The organism is Kitasatospora sp. NPDC091207 (assembly GCF_044768625.1).
Lineage (GTDB): Bacteria > Actinomycetota > Actinomycetes > Streptomycetales > Streptomycetaceae > Kitasatospora.
This window is the reverse complement of sequence record NZ_JBIVVS010000019.1, coordinates 171,674-187,429: the sequence shown is the minus strand read 5'-3', so window position 1 is coordinate 187,429 and position 15,756 is coordinate 171,674. Positions and strand designations below refer to the sequence as shown.

The following is a 15,756-nucleotide window of genomic DNA, read 5'->3' as shown; positions in this document are numbered from 1 at the left end:
CAAGCAACGCGCCAAGCACCACGACGTCGGCAAAACGGTCAAACGCGCCGAGTCGATCAAGGAACACCAGGCCCGCCGAGGTTAAACGTCAAGCTCAGCCGGTCAGGGCGGCGCGGATCCGGTCCAGGATCAGCCCCGCGCCCGTGTAGCCGATGCCGAGCATCCAGAGGCTGTCGTCCACCTCGTACACCCGCCCGGCGCGCACCGCGGCCAGGTTCTTCCAGAGCGCGCCGTCGACGATCCTGGACCGGTCCGACTTGGCCGCGTCGCCGTAGACCGAGTAGAAGATGACGTCGGCGGCGGCCTGGTCGACCTGCTCGGGGCTGATCTCGATCGAGAAGCCGGGCTTGTCCTGGTTGGCCGGCCGGCCCACGCCGAGGTCCTTGAAGAGCGAGCCGACGAAGGTGTCGTTGAGGTAGAGCCGGGTGGGCGCGCCGGCCAGGAAGCGGGCCATCTCCACCTTGGTGGCCGCCGCCTTCGCCGGTCCGCCGAGGGCGGTGACCACCTCGGCCACCTCGGCCCGGTACGCCGCCTCCGCCGCCGCGGCCTCGCTCCGGCGGCCCAGCGCCTCGGCGTGCAGCCGGGCGTTCTCCTTCCAGGCGGGCCCGGTGGTTCTGGTCAGGACGGTCGGCGCGATCTTCGAGAGTTCGTCGTACCGCTTGTCGTCGCGGACCTGGTTGCTCAGGATCAGGTCCGGCTTCAGCGCGGCGATGCTCTCCAGGTTGGGCTGGCCGATGGTGCCGACGGCCTTGGTCCCGGCCAGCCGGTCCGCCGGCAGGTAGCCGGAGAACGGCGCGCCCTCGGCGACGGTGGTCGCGCCGACCGGGGTGAGGCCCAGGGTGACCACGGAGTCCAGGGCGTCGGTGTCCAGCGCGACGACCCGGGCGGCGCGGTCCGGCACCGTGCTGTCGCCGCGCGCGTGCCGCACCACCCGGCCGGCGGTCGGCGCGGCCGCGGGGCCGCCCCGGGAGGAGCCGCAGGCGGCGAGCGCCAGTCCGGAGGCGAGGGTGAGCACGGTGCGACGGGTGAGGGCGGGGAGCATCGGGCGACTCCGATCCGGCAGGCGGCGGGGCGCCCCGATCCCTGCCCGCCGGGGGAGGCGGCTACGCCCGCGGGCGGGGCGCGCCGGGAGCGCCGGAGGCTCCGCCGGTCAGTCGTCCAGGTCCTCCGGCCCGGCCGGGCCGTCCTCGCGCTCCAGCCGCTGACGCAGCAGTTCGTCGTACTCGGCGTGCACCCGCCGGTCCATGGCCAGGGCGAACTGGGCGTCCGTGACCGTCCGGGCCAGCGGCCGCACCCGCAGGATCTGCTCGGTGAGGCGGGCCGCCTCGCCGGGCGCCAGCGGGGTGTCGGCGGCGAGCGGACCGAGCAGCTCGTCGCGGACCAGTCCGGTGAAGATCTCGGCGATCGCGTCCACGTGCTCCTGCGTGCGGCGGCTGGCCTCCAGCACGATCGCGAGCGGCACGCCCTCGGCGACCAGCGCCGTCGTGGCGTCCATCAACCGGCGGCTGACGTGGGTGATCCCGTCCTCCTCGACCGAGATGTAGCCCTGGGCGATGGAGGCGGCGGTGTTCTCCTCGGTGAGCTGGTCGCCGAAGGTGGCCTTCAGTTCGTCCCAGCCCAGGTGGACCGGGATCTCGTCGGACCAGGGCGCGATGATCGCCGCTCCCAGGCCGATCAGCTCGGCGACGTCCCGGCCGCTCTCGCCGGCGCCGATCAACTCGGCGATGCCGCCCAGGGTGTGGCCGCGCTCCAGCAGCTCGGCGATCACCCGCAGCCGGGCCAGGTGGGCCTCGCCGTACCAGGCGATCCGGCCGTCCTTGCGCGGTGGCTGGAGCAGTTTGCGCTCACGGTAGAAACGCAGTGTCCGGGTGGTGATGCCGGCCGCTTCGGCCAGCTCCTCCACCCGGTACTCGCGTCGTCCGTCGCCCGCACCCGCTCTGACCTTGTCCACGGCGCTCAGCATAGGACCGGCGATCGGGGAAGTGACGTGGCCGGGCTCCTTCCCTCCGCTGTCGGCAAGGGCTACTCTGCCAATCGTGCCAGTGATTGCTGGCATGGTTATCGCGACGGCGTGACGGCACGATGGCAGGACGCACGACGGCACGTCGCGGCAGTGCGCACCTCACGGCCACCACCCTCAGGAGGACGCCGCATGGCATCCAGCACCAAGCGCCCCCGTCCCGACGCGTCCGGCCGGGACCCGCTCGACGCCCCGGCCGGCACCGCTGCGGCCGACTCCGCCCCGGCCGCAGAAACCGCTGCGGAAGCCGTCGCAGAAACCGCCGCGGCCGTCCCCGCCCCGGCGTCCGAGCCCGCCCCGGCCGCCCCGGCCGTCCCGCACGTCCGGGTCGCCGTCATCGGCTCCGGCTTCGGCGGCATCGGCGCCGGCGTCCGGCTGCGCCGCGCCGGCATCACCGACTTCGTCATCCTGGAGCGCGCCGACTCGGTCGGCGGCACCTGGCGGGACAACAGCTACCCCGGCTGCGCCTGCGACGTGCCCTCCCACCTCTACTCCTTCTCCTTCGCGCCCAACCCCGACTGGCCGCGCAGCTTCTCCGGCCAGCCCGACATCCGCGCCTACCTGGAGAAGGTCACCGACGTCTTCGGCATCCGCCCGCACCTGCGCTTCAACGCCGAGGTGACCGAGGCGCGCTGGGAGGCCGACCGGACCCGCTGGCGGATCACCACCACGGCCGGCCAGTGGACGGCCGACGCCGTCGTCTCCGCCGCCGGACCGCTCGCCGACCCGCAGATCCCCGACCTGCCCGGCCTGGACTCCTTCACCGGCAAGGTCTTCCACTCCTCCCGCTGGGACCACGACTACGACCTCGCCGGCCGGCGGGTCGCGATGGTCGGCACCGGTGCCTCCGCCGCCCAGATCATCCCGAACATCCAGCCGAAGGTCGGCCGGCTGACGGTCTTCCAGCGCACCCCGGCCTGGGTCCTGCCGCGCCGCGACCGCGTGATCAGCGAGGCCGAGAAATGGCTGCACAGCCGGGTTCCCGCCACCGCCAAGCTCCGCCGGGGCGCCCTGTTCGCGCTCCGTGAGCTCCAGGTCGACGCCTTCGTCCGTCGCCCCGGCCTGTTGAAGCTGGTCCAGCGGCTCGCCGAGCGGCACATCGCGCAGAGCGTCGCCGACCCCGCGCTGCGCGCCAGGCTCACGCCGGACTACCGGATCGGCTGCAAGCGCATCCTGCTCAGCAACACCTACTACCCGGCGCTCGCCGCCGCCAACACCGAGGTGGTCTCCGCCGGCCTGCGCGAGGTGCGCGGCTCGACCCTGGTCGCCGCCGACGGCAGCGAGCACGAGGTGGACGCGATCGTCTTCGGCACCGGCTTCCACGTCACCGACATGCCCATCGGCGCCCGGGTGTTCGGGGCCAACGGCACCAGCCTGGCGGAGGAGTGGAAGGACGGCATGGAGGCGCTGCGCGGCTCCACCGTGCACGGCTTCCCGAACCTCTTCTTCGTGATCGGCCCCAACACCGGCCTCGGCAACAACTCGATGATCCTGATGATCGAGTCCCAGCTGAACTACCTGGTCGACGCCCTCACCACGCTCGGTTCGGTCGGTGCCACCGCGATGCAGCCGACCGTCCGCGCCCAGCGGCACTGGAACCTCGAACTCCAGCACCGGATGGACCGGACCGTCTGGACCACCGGCGGCTGCCGCAGCTGGTACCTGGACAGCAGCGGCAAGAACACCGTGCTCTGGCCCGGCTCCACCACCTCCTTCCGCCGCGCGACCCGCAAGGTCGACCTCGCCGAGTACGAGCTGATCATGCGGACCGCGCCGGCCTCCCGGGGGGCCGCGACGCCCGAGGAGGCCCTGGCATGAGCCCCGCGATCCCCGCCGACTGCGTCCCGCCCGCCCCCACCGAGGAGTTGGAGATCCGCTCGGCGGACGGGAGCCGCCTGCACGCCGAGATCCACGGGCAGCCCGGCGCCCCGACCGTCGTGCTCGCCCACGGCTGGACCTGCTCCACCCTGTTCTGGGCACCGGTGATCCACCGGCTCGCCGACCGCTACCGGGTGGTGGCCTACGACCAGCGCGGCCACGGCCGCAGCGAAGTCCCGCCCAGCCGGATCCGGTACTCCACCCGGGCGCTCGCCGAGGACCTCGCCGCCGTGCTCGTCCGGACCGTCCCGGCGGGGGAGCGGGCCGTCCTGGCCGGTCACAGCATGGGCGGCATGACCGTGATGGCCGCCGCCGGCCGCCCCGAGGTCGCCGAGCGGACCGCCGCCGCCGTGCTGGTCTCCACCGGCGCCGCCGACCTGGTGGCCGAGCTGCGGGTCCTGCCGGAGGCGGTCCGTTCGCCACGGCTGCGCCGCTTCCTGCACCGTCAGGGGCTGCGCTCGCGGCTGCCGCTCGGCCCGGTCGGCCCGGTCAGCCGGGCCGCGCTCAAGTACGGCACCATGGGCGCCGGTTCGCCCGCCGAGCAGGTCGAGGCGACGGCCCGGATCGTGCACGCCTGCCCGACCGTCGTCCGGTCCCGCTGGGCCGGAGTGCTGGACACCCTGGACGTCCGTGCCGGGCTGGCGCGGCTCACCGTGCCGACCGCCGTCGTGGTCGGCACCGACGACCGGCTGACCCCGCCGGTGCACGCGCACCGGATCGTCGCCGCGCTGCCCGACCCGCAGGGCCTGCTCCTGCTGCCCGGGGTCGGCCACATGGCGCCGATCGAGCGGCCCGCCGAGGTCGCCGCCGAGATCGACCGGCTCGCGGCCGCCCACCTGCCCGCCGTCCACCGCCCGTCCCCCCAGAGGAGCCTGCCCGCATGAGCGCCACGTTGCCGCTGTCCGCACAGGTCGTCGTCGTCACGGGTGCCGCGCGCGGTGTCGGCGCCGCGCTGGCCCGCAAGCTCACCCTGCAGGGCGCCAAGGTCGCCCTGCTCGGCCTGGAGCCGGCCGAGCTCAAGGCCGTCGCCGCGCTCTGCGGTCCGGGCGCCACCGCCTGGGAGGCCGACGTCACCGACATCGAGGCGCTCACCGAGACCGCCCGGCAGATCAAGGAGCACTACGGCCGGATCGACGTCGTGGTCGCCAACGCCGGCATCGCCATCGGCGGCCCGCTGCTGGACAGCGACCACCGGGCGTTCAGCCGGGTGATCGAGGTGAACCTGCTCGGCAGCGTGGCCACCGCGCGGGCCTTCCTGCCGGCCCTCGCCGAGAGCCGCGGCTACCTGCTCCAGATCGCCTCGCTCGCCGCGCTCACGCCTGCCCCGCTGATGAGCGCGTACTGCGCCAGCAAGTCCGGCGTCGAGGCCTTCGCCCACTCGATCCGCGCCGAGGTGGCCCCGCAGGGCGTCAAGGTCGGTGTCGGGTACCTGAGTTGGACCGACACCGACATGGTCCGCGGCGCCGACGAGGACGCCGTCCTCCAGCAGATGCGCGCCCGGCTGCCCTGGCCCGCCAACAAGACGTACCCGCTCGGTCCGGCCGTGGACCGGTTGGTCGCCGGCATCGTCCGCCGCTCCGCCCACGTCTACGCCCAGTCCTGGCTGCGCGGTATGCAGCCGGTCCGCTGGATCCTGCCCTCGCTGATCGCCGTCGTCGGCTCCCGCGACATCGCCCGGCTCGCCCCGCAACTGGCCGCCACCGCCGCCTCCCGGCTCCGCCCGGTGGGCGCCGGCGGCGCGGCCGACAGCGCCGCGCACCCCGAGAAGCGCTGACCGCCCAGGCCCGGCCGGCCCCGCGCGACGGGGGCGGCCGGGCCTCGGCGCGCTCCGGCCCGCACCCGCCTGCCGTCGGCTCCGCCCGGCGGGCGCCCCCGTCCGGTGCCGCTCAGTCCGTCGGCTTCGCGAGCTGCTTCAGAATGTCGTACGCCGACTGCACGAAGCGTCCGTCGAGGGCCGGGCCGGTGTTGGTGAGGGCGGCGACCGCCGTCGCGGTCTGCGGGCAGAAGCCGACCACGACGGTGAACCCGCGGGTGGCGCCGGAGTGGAAGTAGAGGTCGCGGCCGTCCGCCGTGCCGCGCAGGTTCCAGACCAGCCCGAGTCGGTCCGTCGAACGTGCCGGCCGAAGCCGCGGGCGCTGGACGTCGCGCAGCGCGCGCCCCAACTCGCCCTCGCCCGGCGACAGGTGGGCGCGGAGGAAGCGCAGCACATCGGCGCCGCCGGCCCGGACGGCGCCGGCGCCCGGCAGCCCGGGGATGAGCCAGGGCGGGAGCGGCCGGCCGCGCCGGTGGCCGGTGGCGCGGTGCGGGGCGTCGGGGGAGCAGGTGGCGGTGCGCAGGCCGAGCGGGCCGTGCACGCGGTCGGCGAGCAGTTCGGCGTAGCCGGTGCGGCCCGTCTCGGCGAGCAGCCGGCCGAGCAGGCCGACTCCGTAGTTGGAGTACCCGTACCGCTCACCGGGCGTGTGGCGAACGGTGGTTCGGGCCACGCCGGCGCGCAACCGCCGGTCGTCGAAGTCGACGTACGGGTTGCTGGTCCAGGTGGGGAGGGCGGTCGTGAGCAGTCCGGGCGGGAGCTTGGGCAGGCCGGAGGTGTGGGTGGCCAGGTGCAGCAGCCGGATCGGGCCGCCGCGCCGGAGGTCCGGCGGGCGCCAGTCCGGCGGGAGGTGGCGCTCCAGCGGGTCGTCCAGGGCGAGTTCGCCCCGGGCGGCCATGACGGCGAGCAGCAGCGCGGTGAACGTCTTGGTGACGGAGCCGAGTTCGTAGACGGTGTCGGGCGTGCAGGGTTCCCCGTCGTGGGCGGTCCGTCCGTGGCAGTGGACGGCGCTCCGGTCGCCCTGGGCCACGGCCAGCGTGACGGCGGTGGCGTACGGCGCGGCGGCCCGGACCAGGACGGGGACGTGCTCCGCGCCCGGACCGCTGGGGACCGCCCCGCCTCCCGGCGCCACGGCCCGCCGGGAGGCGCGGTCCGGGCCGGTCATCGTGTCCGGGTCGGCCATCGCGTTCAGGCCGCCACCGCGGCGCCGCCGAGCGCCCGGGACAGGGTGACGGTGCCGGCCACCACCGCGACGACGGCGGTGTGCTCGTGGTCGCGGAAGGCCTGCTCGGGGTCGTCGGACACCGGTTCGGCGCTCTCGCGCGGGATCAGCCCGTCCTCGCGCTGGATCGCGGCCAGCGCCTCCCAGCCCTGCGTGCCGGTGACGGGTTCCCCGACGCACGAGTCGACCACCAGCAGCTCGCCGACGAGGTCCCACTGGCCGACCTCCAGCCAGGTGTCGACCCAGACCGGCAGCCAGTCGCGGACGTAGTCGCGCATCGGTTCGGGCATGCCCTCGGGCCGGGCGCCCCAGTCGGTGAGGTGGAACACGGCGTGCGTGATGTGGTAGCCGGTCAGCCAGTCGATCGCCCAGGGCTCCGGCGTGGCGCCGAGCCAGGTCCGGGCGGTGAGGGCGTCCCAGTCGTCGGGCTGGTTGCGCAGTCCGATCACCCGGCGCGCGTTGGCGAGGGCGAGCCGCCGGTTGGGCATCATCTCGATGGCCTGGATCCCGCGGACCTTCGTCAGGGATTCCAGCAACTCCTCCAGCGGGGCGTGCCGGTAGCCGGCCCGGGCGAAGTGGACGTAGGTCTCCAGCGGGTCGGTCATCACCGGGTAGCGCAGCAGCCGCTCGTACAGGAGGTTGCCCTCCCGCAGCTGGGACCAGCCGAAGTCCAGGAGTTCGCGGGCGATGCGGGCGTCGTGCGGGCCGGTGACGCCGTCCCGCAGGACGAGTGACGCGGCCAGGGCGGACTCGGCGAGCGGCTTGTAGGCGTTGTTCGGATCGGCCAGGTCGATGGTGACGTCGTCGGGGAGCCGGCCGAAGCCGCGCTCGTGGCAGCTGTGCAGCCAGGCCATCGAGCGGGAGCCCAACTGTTGCGCGGCGGAGAGGAGCTGATGGTCGGTCATGAGGCTGCTCCGCTCAGCAGGTGGTCGGCGACGGCGAGTTCGAGTGCGGTGCGGGCGCTGCCGTCGCCCACGGCCCGGATCCGGTCCAGCACGGGTTCGACCTCCAGGGGCAGCGGCCGTCCGTCGGCGGCGAGCCAGGCGAGCCATCGGGTCAGCCGGGCGGCGACCCGGTAGTCGCAGCGCAGCAGCGAACGGACGGCGCCGCGGGCCAGGTCGAGGGTGTGCTCGCGGGCCGCGTCGTGCACGGGTCCGTCCAGGCCGGGGAGGGCGAGGGCGGACATCTGGGCCATCCGGACCGACCAGGCCTGCCAGGCGTAGGGCTCCGGCCGAGGGGCGTGGCCGGGGTGTGGCGCGCCCCGGTCCCGCGCCGGGTCGCCGGCCGGTTCGGGGAACGGGGTGCCGGCGGCGGGCCCCGGGGTCCGGGAGAGCAGCACGGTGGTGGCCCAGTCCCGCCACGCGGCGACGAGGACGGCACCGGCGGCCCGCTCCTCGTCGGCGGACCGGGCGGAGGTGGGGGATCCCGGGTCGGCGGGTGCCGGGAAGGCGGCGAGCGGGAAGGTCAGGTGGGCTTCGGTCAGCAGCAGGACGGCCTGTTCGTCGGCCCCGGCCGCGCCCAGTGCCTGGGGTGCGAGCACGTCCGGCCCGAGCACCCGGGCGGCGGCGAGGACCGGGCGCGGCGCGGGCCCGGTGTCGGGTGCGGCGGGCGCGACCGCACCCCCGACTCCCCGGAGGGCGTCGAGGGTGCGGCCTGCCAGCCGCTCCACCGCCGCGGCGTATTCGTCACGGAGCGAGAGATCGGCGGTTGGCATGGTGCGTGCGTCTCCTTGAAGGGGGCTTCGCGGTGTCACGGGCGGCAGTGCGTCCGCGGACTCCGCGCGGTGCCGGGTACCGTCGGGCCCGGGTTACCGGGTCTTCTCCTTCGGCGGCTTCGGCGACAACAGCAGGGCACCTGCCAGCAGCAGCAGGGCGGCGGCTTCCGGACGGTACGTGGGCGCGTCGCTGACGGTCGCCTCGTCCTCCGTGATCAACATGCCGAGTGCGTCGAGCTCCGCCTGGGTGGCGAGCGTCGACCGCGTGGTCCGGGTGGTCTGAGTAAGCATCTGGATGCCTCCTCATCGAAGTTTCACCGCCTGGTCCGGCGATGCCCCCTTCATCGACGATAGGAGCACGAACCATTCGGCGCCACCGCAGTACGCTCCGTGACCGTCGTCACCCAGAGGTATGGCGCCGCCGCGCAGCGGAGCCGCCGGGGCTGTCGCGGATACTCGTGAGTAGATACGGTCGCCGCATGACCACCACTGCCTTGATCACCGGCGCCACCGCCGGCATCGGAGCCGCCTTCGCCCGCCGGCTCGCCCGGAGCGGCTACCGCCTCGTCCTGGTCGCCCGGGACACCGAGCGGCTGGAGAAGGCCGCCGCCGACCTGCGCGCCAAGTACGACATCGCCACCGAGGTGCTCACCGCGGACCTCGCCACCGAGGCCGGCATCGCGGCCGTCGAGACCCGACTGGCCGACACCGCCCGGCCGGTGGACCTGCTCGTGAACAACGCCGGCTTCGGCAACAAGGGCGCCTTCCTGACCGTCCCGCTCCAGGACGAGCTGGACATGCTGAAGGTGCACGTGGAGGCGATCCTGCGGCTCACCACCGCGGCCCTGCCCGGTATGCGCGAGCGCCGGCGGGGCGCGATCGTCAACGTCGCCTCGGTGGCGGCCTTCCTGCCGCGCGGCACCTACGGCGCCAGCAAGGCCTGGGTGGTGAGCTTCACCCAGGGCGTGATGCGCGACCTCGGCGGCAGCGGCGTGCGGCTGATGGCACTCTGCCCGGGCTTCACCCACACCGAGTTCCACCAGCGGGCCGGCATGGGGACGGGGAACATCCCGGCCTGGGGCTGGCTGTCCGCCGAGCGGGTCGTCGACGAGGCGATGCGTGATCTGGCGCGCGGCCGCTCGCTGTCCGTTCCGAGCAAGCGCTACAAGGTCGCGGTCGCGATCGCCCGGCTGCTGCCGTCCGGCAAGCTCGGCGGGGTCTCCTCCAAGGCGGCCCGGACGTACCGGACGGACTGAGGGGCGGGGCGGCGGGGTCGGGCGTCGGCCGGGGCTGGCGCCGGGGGCCTTTCGGGCCTCGGGCCGGGCTCGGGCCGGGCTCGGGCCGGGGCGGAGCGAGCCGGGGCGGAGCGAGCCGGGGCAGAGCGGGCCGGGCGGGGTTCGGGTCCGGCTCGGGTCCGGCTCGGGTCGGGGCGGTCGGGCGGTCGCGGGAATAGAGAGAGCCTCACTATTAGCTTCGCTAACTATGAGCTATCCTCGCCATGCCGGCGGACGCCCGACCGCCCTGCCCGCCCCGCCTGCCGCACCGCCGTGCGGCGCCGGGCCCGCCACGCGCCCGCGCGTCCGACCCCAGGAGGCCCGCCCTTGAGGCCCGACGGCATCCGATGGACCCCACCCGCCCTGGCCGAGGGCGAGCCCCGCCCGCCGGCCCAGTGGCGCCGCATCCTCGCGCTGTTCCGCCCGTACTCCGGCCGGCTCGCCGTGGTCGGTGCGCTGGTGGCGGCCTCCGCGGTGGTCTCGGTGGCGTCGCCGTTCCTGCTGAAGGCCGTGCTGGACACCGCCATCCCGCAGGGGCGCACCGGCCTGCTCAGCCTGCTGGCGCTCGGCATGATCGCCGCCGCCGTGATCAACAGCATCTTCAACGTGCTGCAGACGCTGATCTCCACCACCGTCGGCCAGCGCGTGATGCACGACCTGCGCACCGCCGTCTACAGCCACCTCCAGCGGATGTCGCTGGCGTTCTTCACCCGCACCCGCACCGGCGAGGTGCAGTCCCGGATCGCCAACGACATCGGCGGCATGCAGTCCACCGTGACCTCCACCGCCACCTCGCTGGTCTCCAACTTCACCAGCGTGATCGCCTCGGTGGTCGCCATGGTCGCGCTGGACTGGCGGCTCACCGTCGTCTCGCTGCTGCTCCTGCCGCTCTTCGTCTGGATCAGCCGCCGGGTCGGCAACGAGCGCAAGAAGATCACCGGCGAACGGCAGAAGCAGCTCGCCGCGATGAGCTCGGCCGTGCAGGAGTCCCTCTCGGTCAGCGGCATCCTGCTCGGCCGCACCATGGGCCGCTCCGACTCGCTCGCCACGGAGTTCACCGGGCAGTCCGACCAGCTCGCCGAGCTGGAGGTGCGCTCCAGCATGGCCGGGCGCTGGCGGATGAACACCATCCAGATCGTGATGGCCGCGATGCCCGCGGTGATCTACTGGGCGGCCGGCCTGGCCTCGGCCGGCGGTTCGCCGATCGTCTCGGTCGGCACCCTGGTCGCCTTCGTCTCGCTGCAGCAGGGCCTGTTCCGCCCGACCATCGGTCTGCTGTCCACCGGCGTCCAGGTGCAGACCTCGCTGGCCCTGTTCCAGCGGATCTTCGAGTACCTCGACCTCCCGGTGGAGATCGCCGAGCCCGAGCGGCCGGTCGTCCTGGAGAAGATCCGCGGCGAGGTCCGCTTCGAGGGCGTCGAGTTCCGCTACGACCCGGAGCAGGAGCGGCCCACGCTCGCCGGGGTCGAACTCAAGGTCCCGGCCGGCGGCTCACTCGCCGTGGTCGGCGAGACCGGCTCGGGCAAGACCACGCTCAGCTACCTCGTCCCCCGGCTCTACGACGTGACCGGCGGCCGGGTCACGATCGACGGGGTCGACGTCCGGGAGCTCTCCTTCGACTCGCTGTCCCGGGCGGTCGGCGTGGTCTCGCAGGAGACGTACCTCTTCCACGCCTCGGTCGCCGACAACCTGCGCTTCGCCAAGCCGGACGCCACCGACGAGGAGCTCGCCGCCGCCGCCCGGGCCGCGCAGATCCACGACACCATCGCCGGACTCCCGGACGGCTACGCCACCCTGGTCGGCGAGCGCGGGTACCGCTTCTCGGGAGGGGAGAAGCAGCGCCTCGCGCTGGCCCGGACCATCCTGCGCAACCCGCCCGTACTGATCCTGGACGAGGCCACCAGCGCGCTGGACAACCGCACCGAACACGCCGTCCAGCAGGCCGTCGACACGCTCGCGGCCGGCCGGACCACCATCACCGTCGCCCACCGGCTCTCCACCGTTCGCGACGCCGACCAGATCGTCGTCCTGGACGGCGGCGAGATCGTCGAACTGGGCAGCCACGACGAGCTGGTCGAGGCCGACGGCCGGTACGCGGCGCTGCTGCGCCGGGAGGTGCCGGCCGCGGTGTCCGGGAACCGCCAGGCGGCGGGGCGCCGGTGAGTGGCGGCCGGGCGGTGACCGGCGGTCGCCCGGTGGTCGGCCGGCGGGCGGTTCGGGCTCAGGCGGCCTTGGGGATCTCGTTGTAGGTCTCCGCGACCTCCTGGCCGGAGAGCTGCTGGATCGCCCGCATCACCTCGTCGGTGACCTGCCGGCGGGCCTTGAGCGACCGGGCCTGGCCGTGCAGCTCGTCGAAGTGCAGGGGTTCGCCGAAGCGGACCGTGACCTTGCGCACCCGGGGGAGGCGCTTGCCGATCGGGAGGATCTGGTCCGGTCCCTCCAGCGCCACCGGCACCACCGGGACCCCGGCGGTCAGGGCCAGCCAGGCCACGCCGGTCTTGCCCCGGTAGAGGCGGCCGTCCAGCGAGCGGGTGCCCTCGGGGTAGATGCCGAAGGCCTTGCCGTCCTCCAGGATCTCCAGGGCCGACTCCAGCGAGGCCTGGGCGGAGCGGTAGGTGCCGCGCTCGACCGGCACCGCGCCGATCGCCTCGAAGAGGCCCTTGGACAGCGCGCCCTTCACCCCGGTGCCGGTGAAGTACTCGGCCTTGGCCAGGAAGTGCACCCGGCGGGGCGCGGTCAGCGGGATCACCACGCTGTCGATGAACGAGAGGTGATTGCTGGCCAGGATCACGCCGCCCTTGCGCGGTACGTTCTCCAGGCCCTCGATGCTCGGCCGCCAGATTCCCCGCGCGAGCGGTTTCAGCACCAGCTTGGTGACGAGATCGAGCATGGTCCCTCCCAGGACGAGCACGCCCGAGAGGTGCCCGGGCCTGAACAGACGACGATCGGCGGTCGTTCCCCGGCCGGGCCGGGATCAGACCCGCAGACTACGACACCCACCCCCGAGCCCGTCCACTCCCGGCAACCGTGGTGCTCGCCACGGCCGGGTAGGGTACGGCCGTCGGAAAAGCACATCAGCAGTCATGCAGATCATCGCAGTCATGCAGTTCATTCAGGAGGGGCCACCCATGGCAGACGTCGACACCATCCGCGCGGCGTTCGACAAGTACGACGTGAACGGCAACGGCCGGATCACCGCCGCCGAGTACGCGAAGGTCGCCCGCGAGCTCGGCGACCTGACCACGTCGATCTCGATGGCCGAGGCCATCATCAACCAGATGGACACCAACCACGACGGTGAGCTGACCTTCGACGAGTTCCTGGCCGCGCGTCAGGGCTGAGTCCGCTTCGGGCGGGGCTCCGGGACTCCCGGGGCCCCGCCGCCGCGTTCCCGGGCCCGTGCGGTCGTCCGGCCGGGGCCGGACGCTCCTGGCCGGGGCCCGCACGGCCCCGACCAGGCGTTGCTCAGGCCCCCGTCGGGAACACCCGGCGGACCACCCGCTCGGCCGCCCCGCCGTCGTCCCACGGGCAGAACCGCTCCCGGAACCTCGCCCGCGCCGCCGGCTCCGGGTCCCCCGCCAGCAGCGCCGCGGCCAGCCCGTCGGCGTCCACCGTCACCGCGCCCGGCGGCTCCGCGAACAGGTCGAAGTAGACCCCGCGCACCCGCCGGTACTCCTCCCAGTCCGGTGCGAACACGACGACCGGCCGGTCCAGTACGGCGTAGTCGAACATCATCGACGAGTAGTCCGTGACCAGGACGTCCGCCGCCAGGTAGAGGTCCTCCACGGTCGGGTGCGCCGAGACGTCCACGATCTCGGCCGCGTCCCCGCCCGCCGCGAGGTCGCCCGGGCCGCCGGTGTGGAAGTAGTGCGTGCGCACCAGCAGCGTGAAGCCGGGCCCCAGCCGCCGGGCCAGCTCGCGCACGTCCAGCAGCGGCACGTACCCGCCCCGGCCCTCGCGGTGGGTCGGCGCGTACAGCACCGCGGTGCGGCCCGGCGTCAGCCCGAACCGCTCGCGCATCGCCGCCACTTCGGCCGGGGTGGTGGCGGCCAGCCGGTCGTTGCGCGGGTAGCCGGTGTCCAGCATCTCGTAGCGGCCGGGGAAGGCCCGCGCGAAGTGCTCACTGGTGTGGGGGTTGGAGGAGACCAGGAAGTCCCAGCGGTCGACGGCCTCCAGCAGCCGGTCGAAGTCCATCCCGTCGGCGGCCACCGGGTGGTCCCTGAGGTCCATCCCCATCGCCTTCAGCGGCGTGCCGTGCTGCGTCTGGACGTGCACCGTCCCCGGCCGCTTCGCCATGGTGCGCGGGAAGTTGACGTTGTTCACGAAGTACTTCGCGGTCGCCATCGCCTTGAGGTAGGCGGGGGTGTTGACGATCACGTACGGCACCCCGGCGGGCATCGTGGCCGCCTGCTCGCGGTTCTCCACCACCCACACGCCCCGCACGCCGGGGGCGAGTTCCTTCGCCTTCTCGTAGATCGCCGCCGGGCTGCAGGCGTAACCCCGGTGCCAGTACGCGGCGTAGACCGCCAGGTGCTCGTCCAGCGGGAGCCGGCGGAACGCGTTGTACGCGGTGAACCGGGCGCCGCCGCGGACCCCCTTCCTCACCGCCGGGGCGAGCGCCCGCGCCCCCCGCTTGAGTTCACGGGGCAGCCGGCCGGTGCGGCGCAGCTCCGCGTACGCGACCCGGGCGCCGCGTGCCGCCAGCCGGTACTGCACGCCGCGCAGGCCGCCGGGGTAGCGGTAGCCGGCCGGGCGGTGGCGGGCGAAGTGCTCCGCGATCCGCCGGAAGAAGTCCTTGCGCAGCCCGGCCGGGACGAGCCCCGGGGCGTCGTGGACGGTCAGCGCCTGCTGGACGGTCCGCTCGAAGACGAGGGTGCGCAGGGTGTCCGGCACCGGCCGGCCGGGCCGGTCCGGGCGGTCCAGGAACCCGAAGATCGCGTCGTACTGGGCGAAGACGTCGGCGTGCTTGGGGGAGGCCGTGCTGGTGATCGCGCCGGGGCGGCCGCGCCGGTAGAAGTAGCAGGCGCGGTCGAGGTAGCGCAGCCGCTCGGCGGCCAGCAGGGCCGGGTAGGTGACCGAGATGTCCTCGTAGAAGCCGCGCCCGAAGGAGACGCCGAGGCCGAGCAGGAAGTCCCGGCGGAACACCTTGTTCCACACCGACATCACGGTCCGGAACAGCGCGGGGTGCTCGGCGAGGGCACAGCCGTCGACCAGCGGCGAGCCGGTCAGGAGGTGACGCCAGGGGTTGGGCTCGGTCCCGCCGTCCGGGTAGACGTGGGTGAAGTCGGTGAGCAGCACGTCGGCGGGGATCTCGCGGTCGCGCTCCTGGGCGAGCTCGTCGAGGAGCGCGGAGACGGTGCCGTCCGGCAGCCAGTCGTCGCTGTCGACGAACCAGACGTACTCGCCGCGCACCTCGGGGAGGGCGGCGGTCCGGGCGCCGCCGAGGCCCTGGTTCTCGGTGAGGTGCAGCACACGCAACCGGTGGTCGCGGACCGCGTACTCGTCCAGGATCGCGCCGCAGCGGTCGGGGGAGAGGTCGTCGACCGCGATCACCTCGAAGCGCGACTCCCCGGTGGGAGTGGCTTCCAGGATCGAGTCGAGACAGCGGGGCAGGTAGCGCTCGACCCCGTGGACCGGGAGCACGATGCTGAGGAGGACTGGCACGCTGGCCGAGTCTACCGAGCGTGGTCGGGGAGCGGATTCGCGCGGTCCGGGGTGGGGTGCGGACCGCCGCGGGGTGCGGGCCGGTACGTGCTCCGGCGCCCGGTCCGGTACCTGCTTCGGCGCCCGGTCCGGTGACCCGGAACCGCCGGTGCCGGGCCCCGTGCGGGGCGGCAC

General features: G+C 74.1%; 14 protein-coding genes. 6 read left to right on the top strand and 8 right to left on the bottom strand.

Going from position 1 to position 15,756, the window contains the following annotated elements; genetic code table 11:
• Positions 1–94: 94 nt before the first annotated feature.
• Together ACIQTO_RS27750 and ACIQTO_RS27745 are read right to left on the bottom strand one after the other, a co-directional pair.
• Positions 95–1,042, bottom strand: coding sequence for an ABC transporter substrate-binding protein (locus ACIQTO_RS27750; protein ID WP_402393332.1), 948 nt, complete (start codon positions 1,040–1,042; stop codon positions 95–97).
• A 108-nt stretch (positions 1,043–1,150) separates the two neighbouring features.
• On the bottom strand, positions 1,151–1,963 hold the full coding sequence (locus ACIQTO_RS27745) for a MerR family transcriptional regulator (RefSeq protein WP_402393330.1): 813 nt from the start codon (positions 1,961–1,963) through the stop codon (positions 1,151–1,153).
• Between the two features lie 189 nt (positions 1,964–2,152).
• Between ACIQTO_RS27745 and ACIQTO_RS27740 the strand changes: the two genes are divergently transcribed.
• Genes ACIQTO_RS27740 through ACIQTO_RS27730 form a run of 3 tightly spaced genes read left to right on the top strand, consistent with a single transcriptional unit; the run spans position 2,153 to position 5,672 of the window.
• Positions 2,153–3,838 carry a flavin-containing monooxygenase gene (locus ACIQTO_RS27740; protein ID WP_402393327.1) on the top strand — a complete coding sequence of 562 codons (1,686 nt, stop codon included), beginning with the start codon at positions 2,153–2,155 and terminating at the stop codon, positions 3,836–3,838.
• Positions 3,835–4,782, top strand: a complete 948-nt coding sequence (locus ACIQTO_RS27735) for an alpha/beta fold hydrolase (protein ID WP_402393324.1) — start codon at positions 3,835–3,837, stop codon at positions 4,780–4,782. The genes ACIQTO_RS27740 and ACIQTO_RS27735 overlap by 4 nt, the downstream gene beginning before the upstream one ends.
• The gene (locus ACIQTO_RS27730) at positions 4,779–5,672 is read left to right on the top strand and encodes an SDR family oxidoreductase (protein ID WP_402393321.1); all 894 of its coding nucleotides are present in this window, start codon (positions 4,779–4,781) and stop codon (positions 5,670–5,672) included. Before ACIQTO_RS27735 ends, ACIQTO_RS27730 begins: the two co-directional genes overlap by 4 nt.
• A gap of 112 nt (positions 5,673–5,784) precedes the next feature.
• Here ACIQTO_RS27730 and ACIQTO_RS27725 read toward each other — a convergent pair whose 3' ends face one another.
• The 4 genes from ACIQTO_RS27725 to ACIQTO_RS27710 form a co-directional block, all read right to left on the bottom strand.
• Positions 5,785–6,891, bottom strand: a complete 1,107-nt coding sequence (locus tag ACIQTO_RS27725; protein WP_402393319.1) for a serine hydrolase domain-containing protein — start codon at positions 6,889–6,891, stop codon at positions 5,785–5,787.
• 5 nt (positions 6,892–6,896) lie between these two features.
• Positions 6,897–7,835 carry a DUF6895 family protein gene (locus ACIQTO_RS27720; RefSeq protein ID WP_402393316.1) on the bottom strand — a complete coding sequence of 313 codons (939 nt, stop codon included), beginning with the start codon at positions 7,833–7,835 and terminating at the stop codon, positions 6,897–6,899.
• Positions 7,832–8,644 (bottom strand): hypothetical protein, encoded by an 813-nt coding sequence (locus tag ACIQTO_RS27715; protein ID WP_402393314.1) that lies wholly within the window; start codon positions 8,642–8,644, stop codon positions 7,832–7,834. The genes ACIQTO_RS27720 and ACIQTO_RS27715 overlap by 4 nt, the downstream gene beginning before the upstream one ends.
• A 93-nt stretch (positions 8,645–8,737) precedes the next feature.
• Positions 8,738–8,935 carry a hypothetical protein gene (locus ACIQTO_RS27710; RefSeq protein ID WP_387892552.1) on the bottom strand — a complete coding sequence of 66 codons (198 nt, stop codon included), beginning with the start codon at positions 8,933–8,935 and terminating at the stop codon, positions 8,738–8,740.
• A 188-nt stretch (positions 8,936–9,123) separates the two neighbouring features.
• Here ACIQTO_RS27710 and ACIQTO_RS27705 point away from each other — a divergent pair, with 188 nt between their 5' ends.
• Together ACIQTO_RS27705 and ACIQTO_RS27700 are read left to right on the top strand one after the other, a co-directional pair.
• Positions 9,124–9,900 (top strand): SDR family NAD(P)-dependent oxidoreductase, encoded by a 777-nt coding sequence (locus ACIQTO_RS27705; protein WP_402393312.1) that lies wholly within the window; start codon positions 9,124–9,126, stop codon positions 9,898–9,900.
• Positions 9,901–10,245: 345 nt separating this feature from the next.
• Positions 10,246–12,081, top strand: coding sequence for an ABC transporter ATP-binding protein (locus ACIQTO_RS27700; RefSeq protein ID WP_402393309.1), 1,836 nt, complete (start codon positions 10,246–10,248; stop codon positions 12,079–12,081).
• A gap of 58 nt (positions 12,082–12,139) precedes the next feature.
• On the opposite strand, the gene ACIQTO_RS27695 is transcribed toward ACIQTO_RS27700, so the two are convergent.
• A complete protein-coding gene (locus ACIQTO_RS27695; protein WP_402393306.1) occupies positions 12,140–12,808 on the bottom strand; it encodes a lysophospholipid acyltransferase family protein in 669 nt (222 codons plus the stop codon).
• A 238-nt stretch (positions 12,809–13,046) separates the two neighbouring features.
• Between ACIQTO_RS27695 and ACIQTO_RS27690 the strand changes: the two genes are divergently transcribed.
• The gene (locus ACIQTO_RS27690; protein ID WP_360632140.1) at positions 13,047–13,259 is read left to right on the top strand and encodes an EF-hand domain-containing protein; all 213 of its coding nucleotides are present in this window, start codon (positions 13,047–13,049) and stop codon (positions 13,257–13,259) included.
• A 124-nt stretch (positions 13,260–13,383) separates the two neighbouring features.
• Here ACIQTO_RS27690 and ACIQTO_RS27685 read toward each other — a convergent pair whose 3' ends face one another.
• Entirely contained in the window at positions 13,384–15,582 is a 2,199-nt protein-coding gene (locus ACIQTO_RS27685; protein ID WP_402393303.1) for a CDP-glycerol glycerophosphotransferase family protein, read from the bottom strand.
• Between the last annotated feature and the right edge of the window lie 174 nt (positions 15,583–15,756).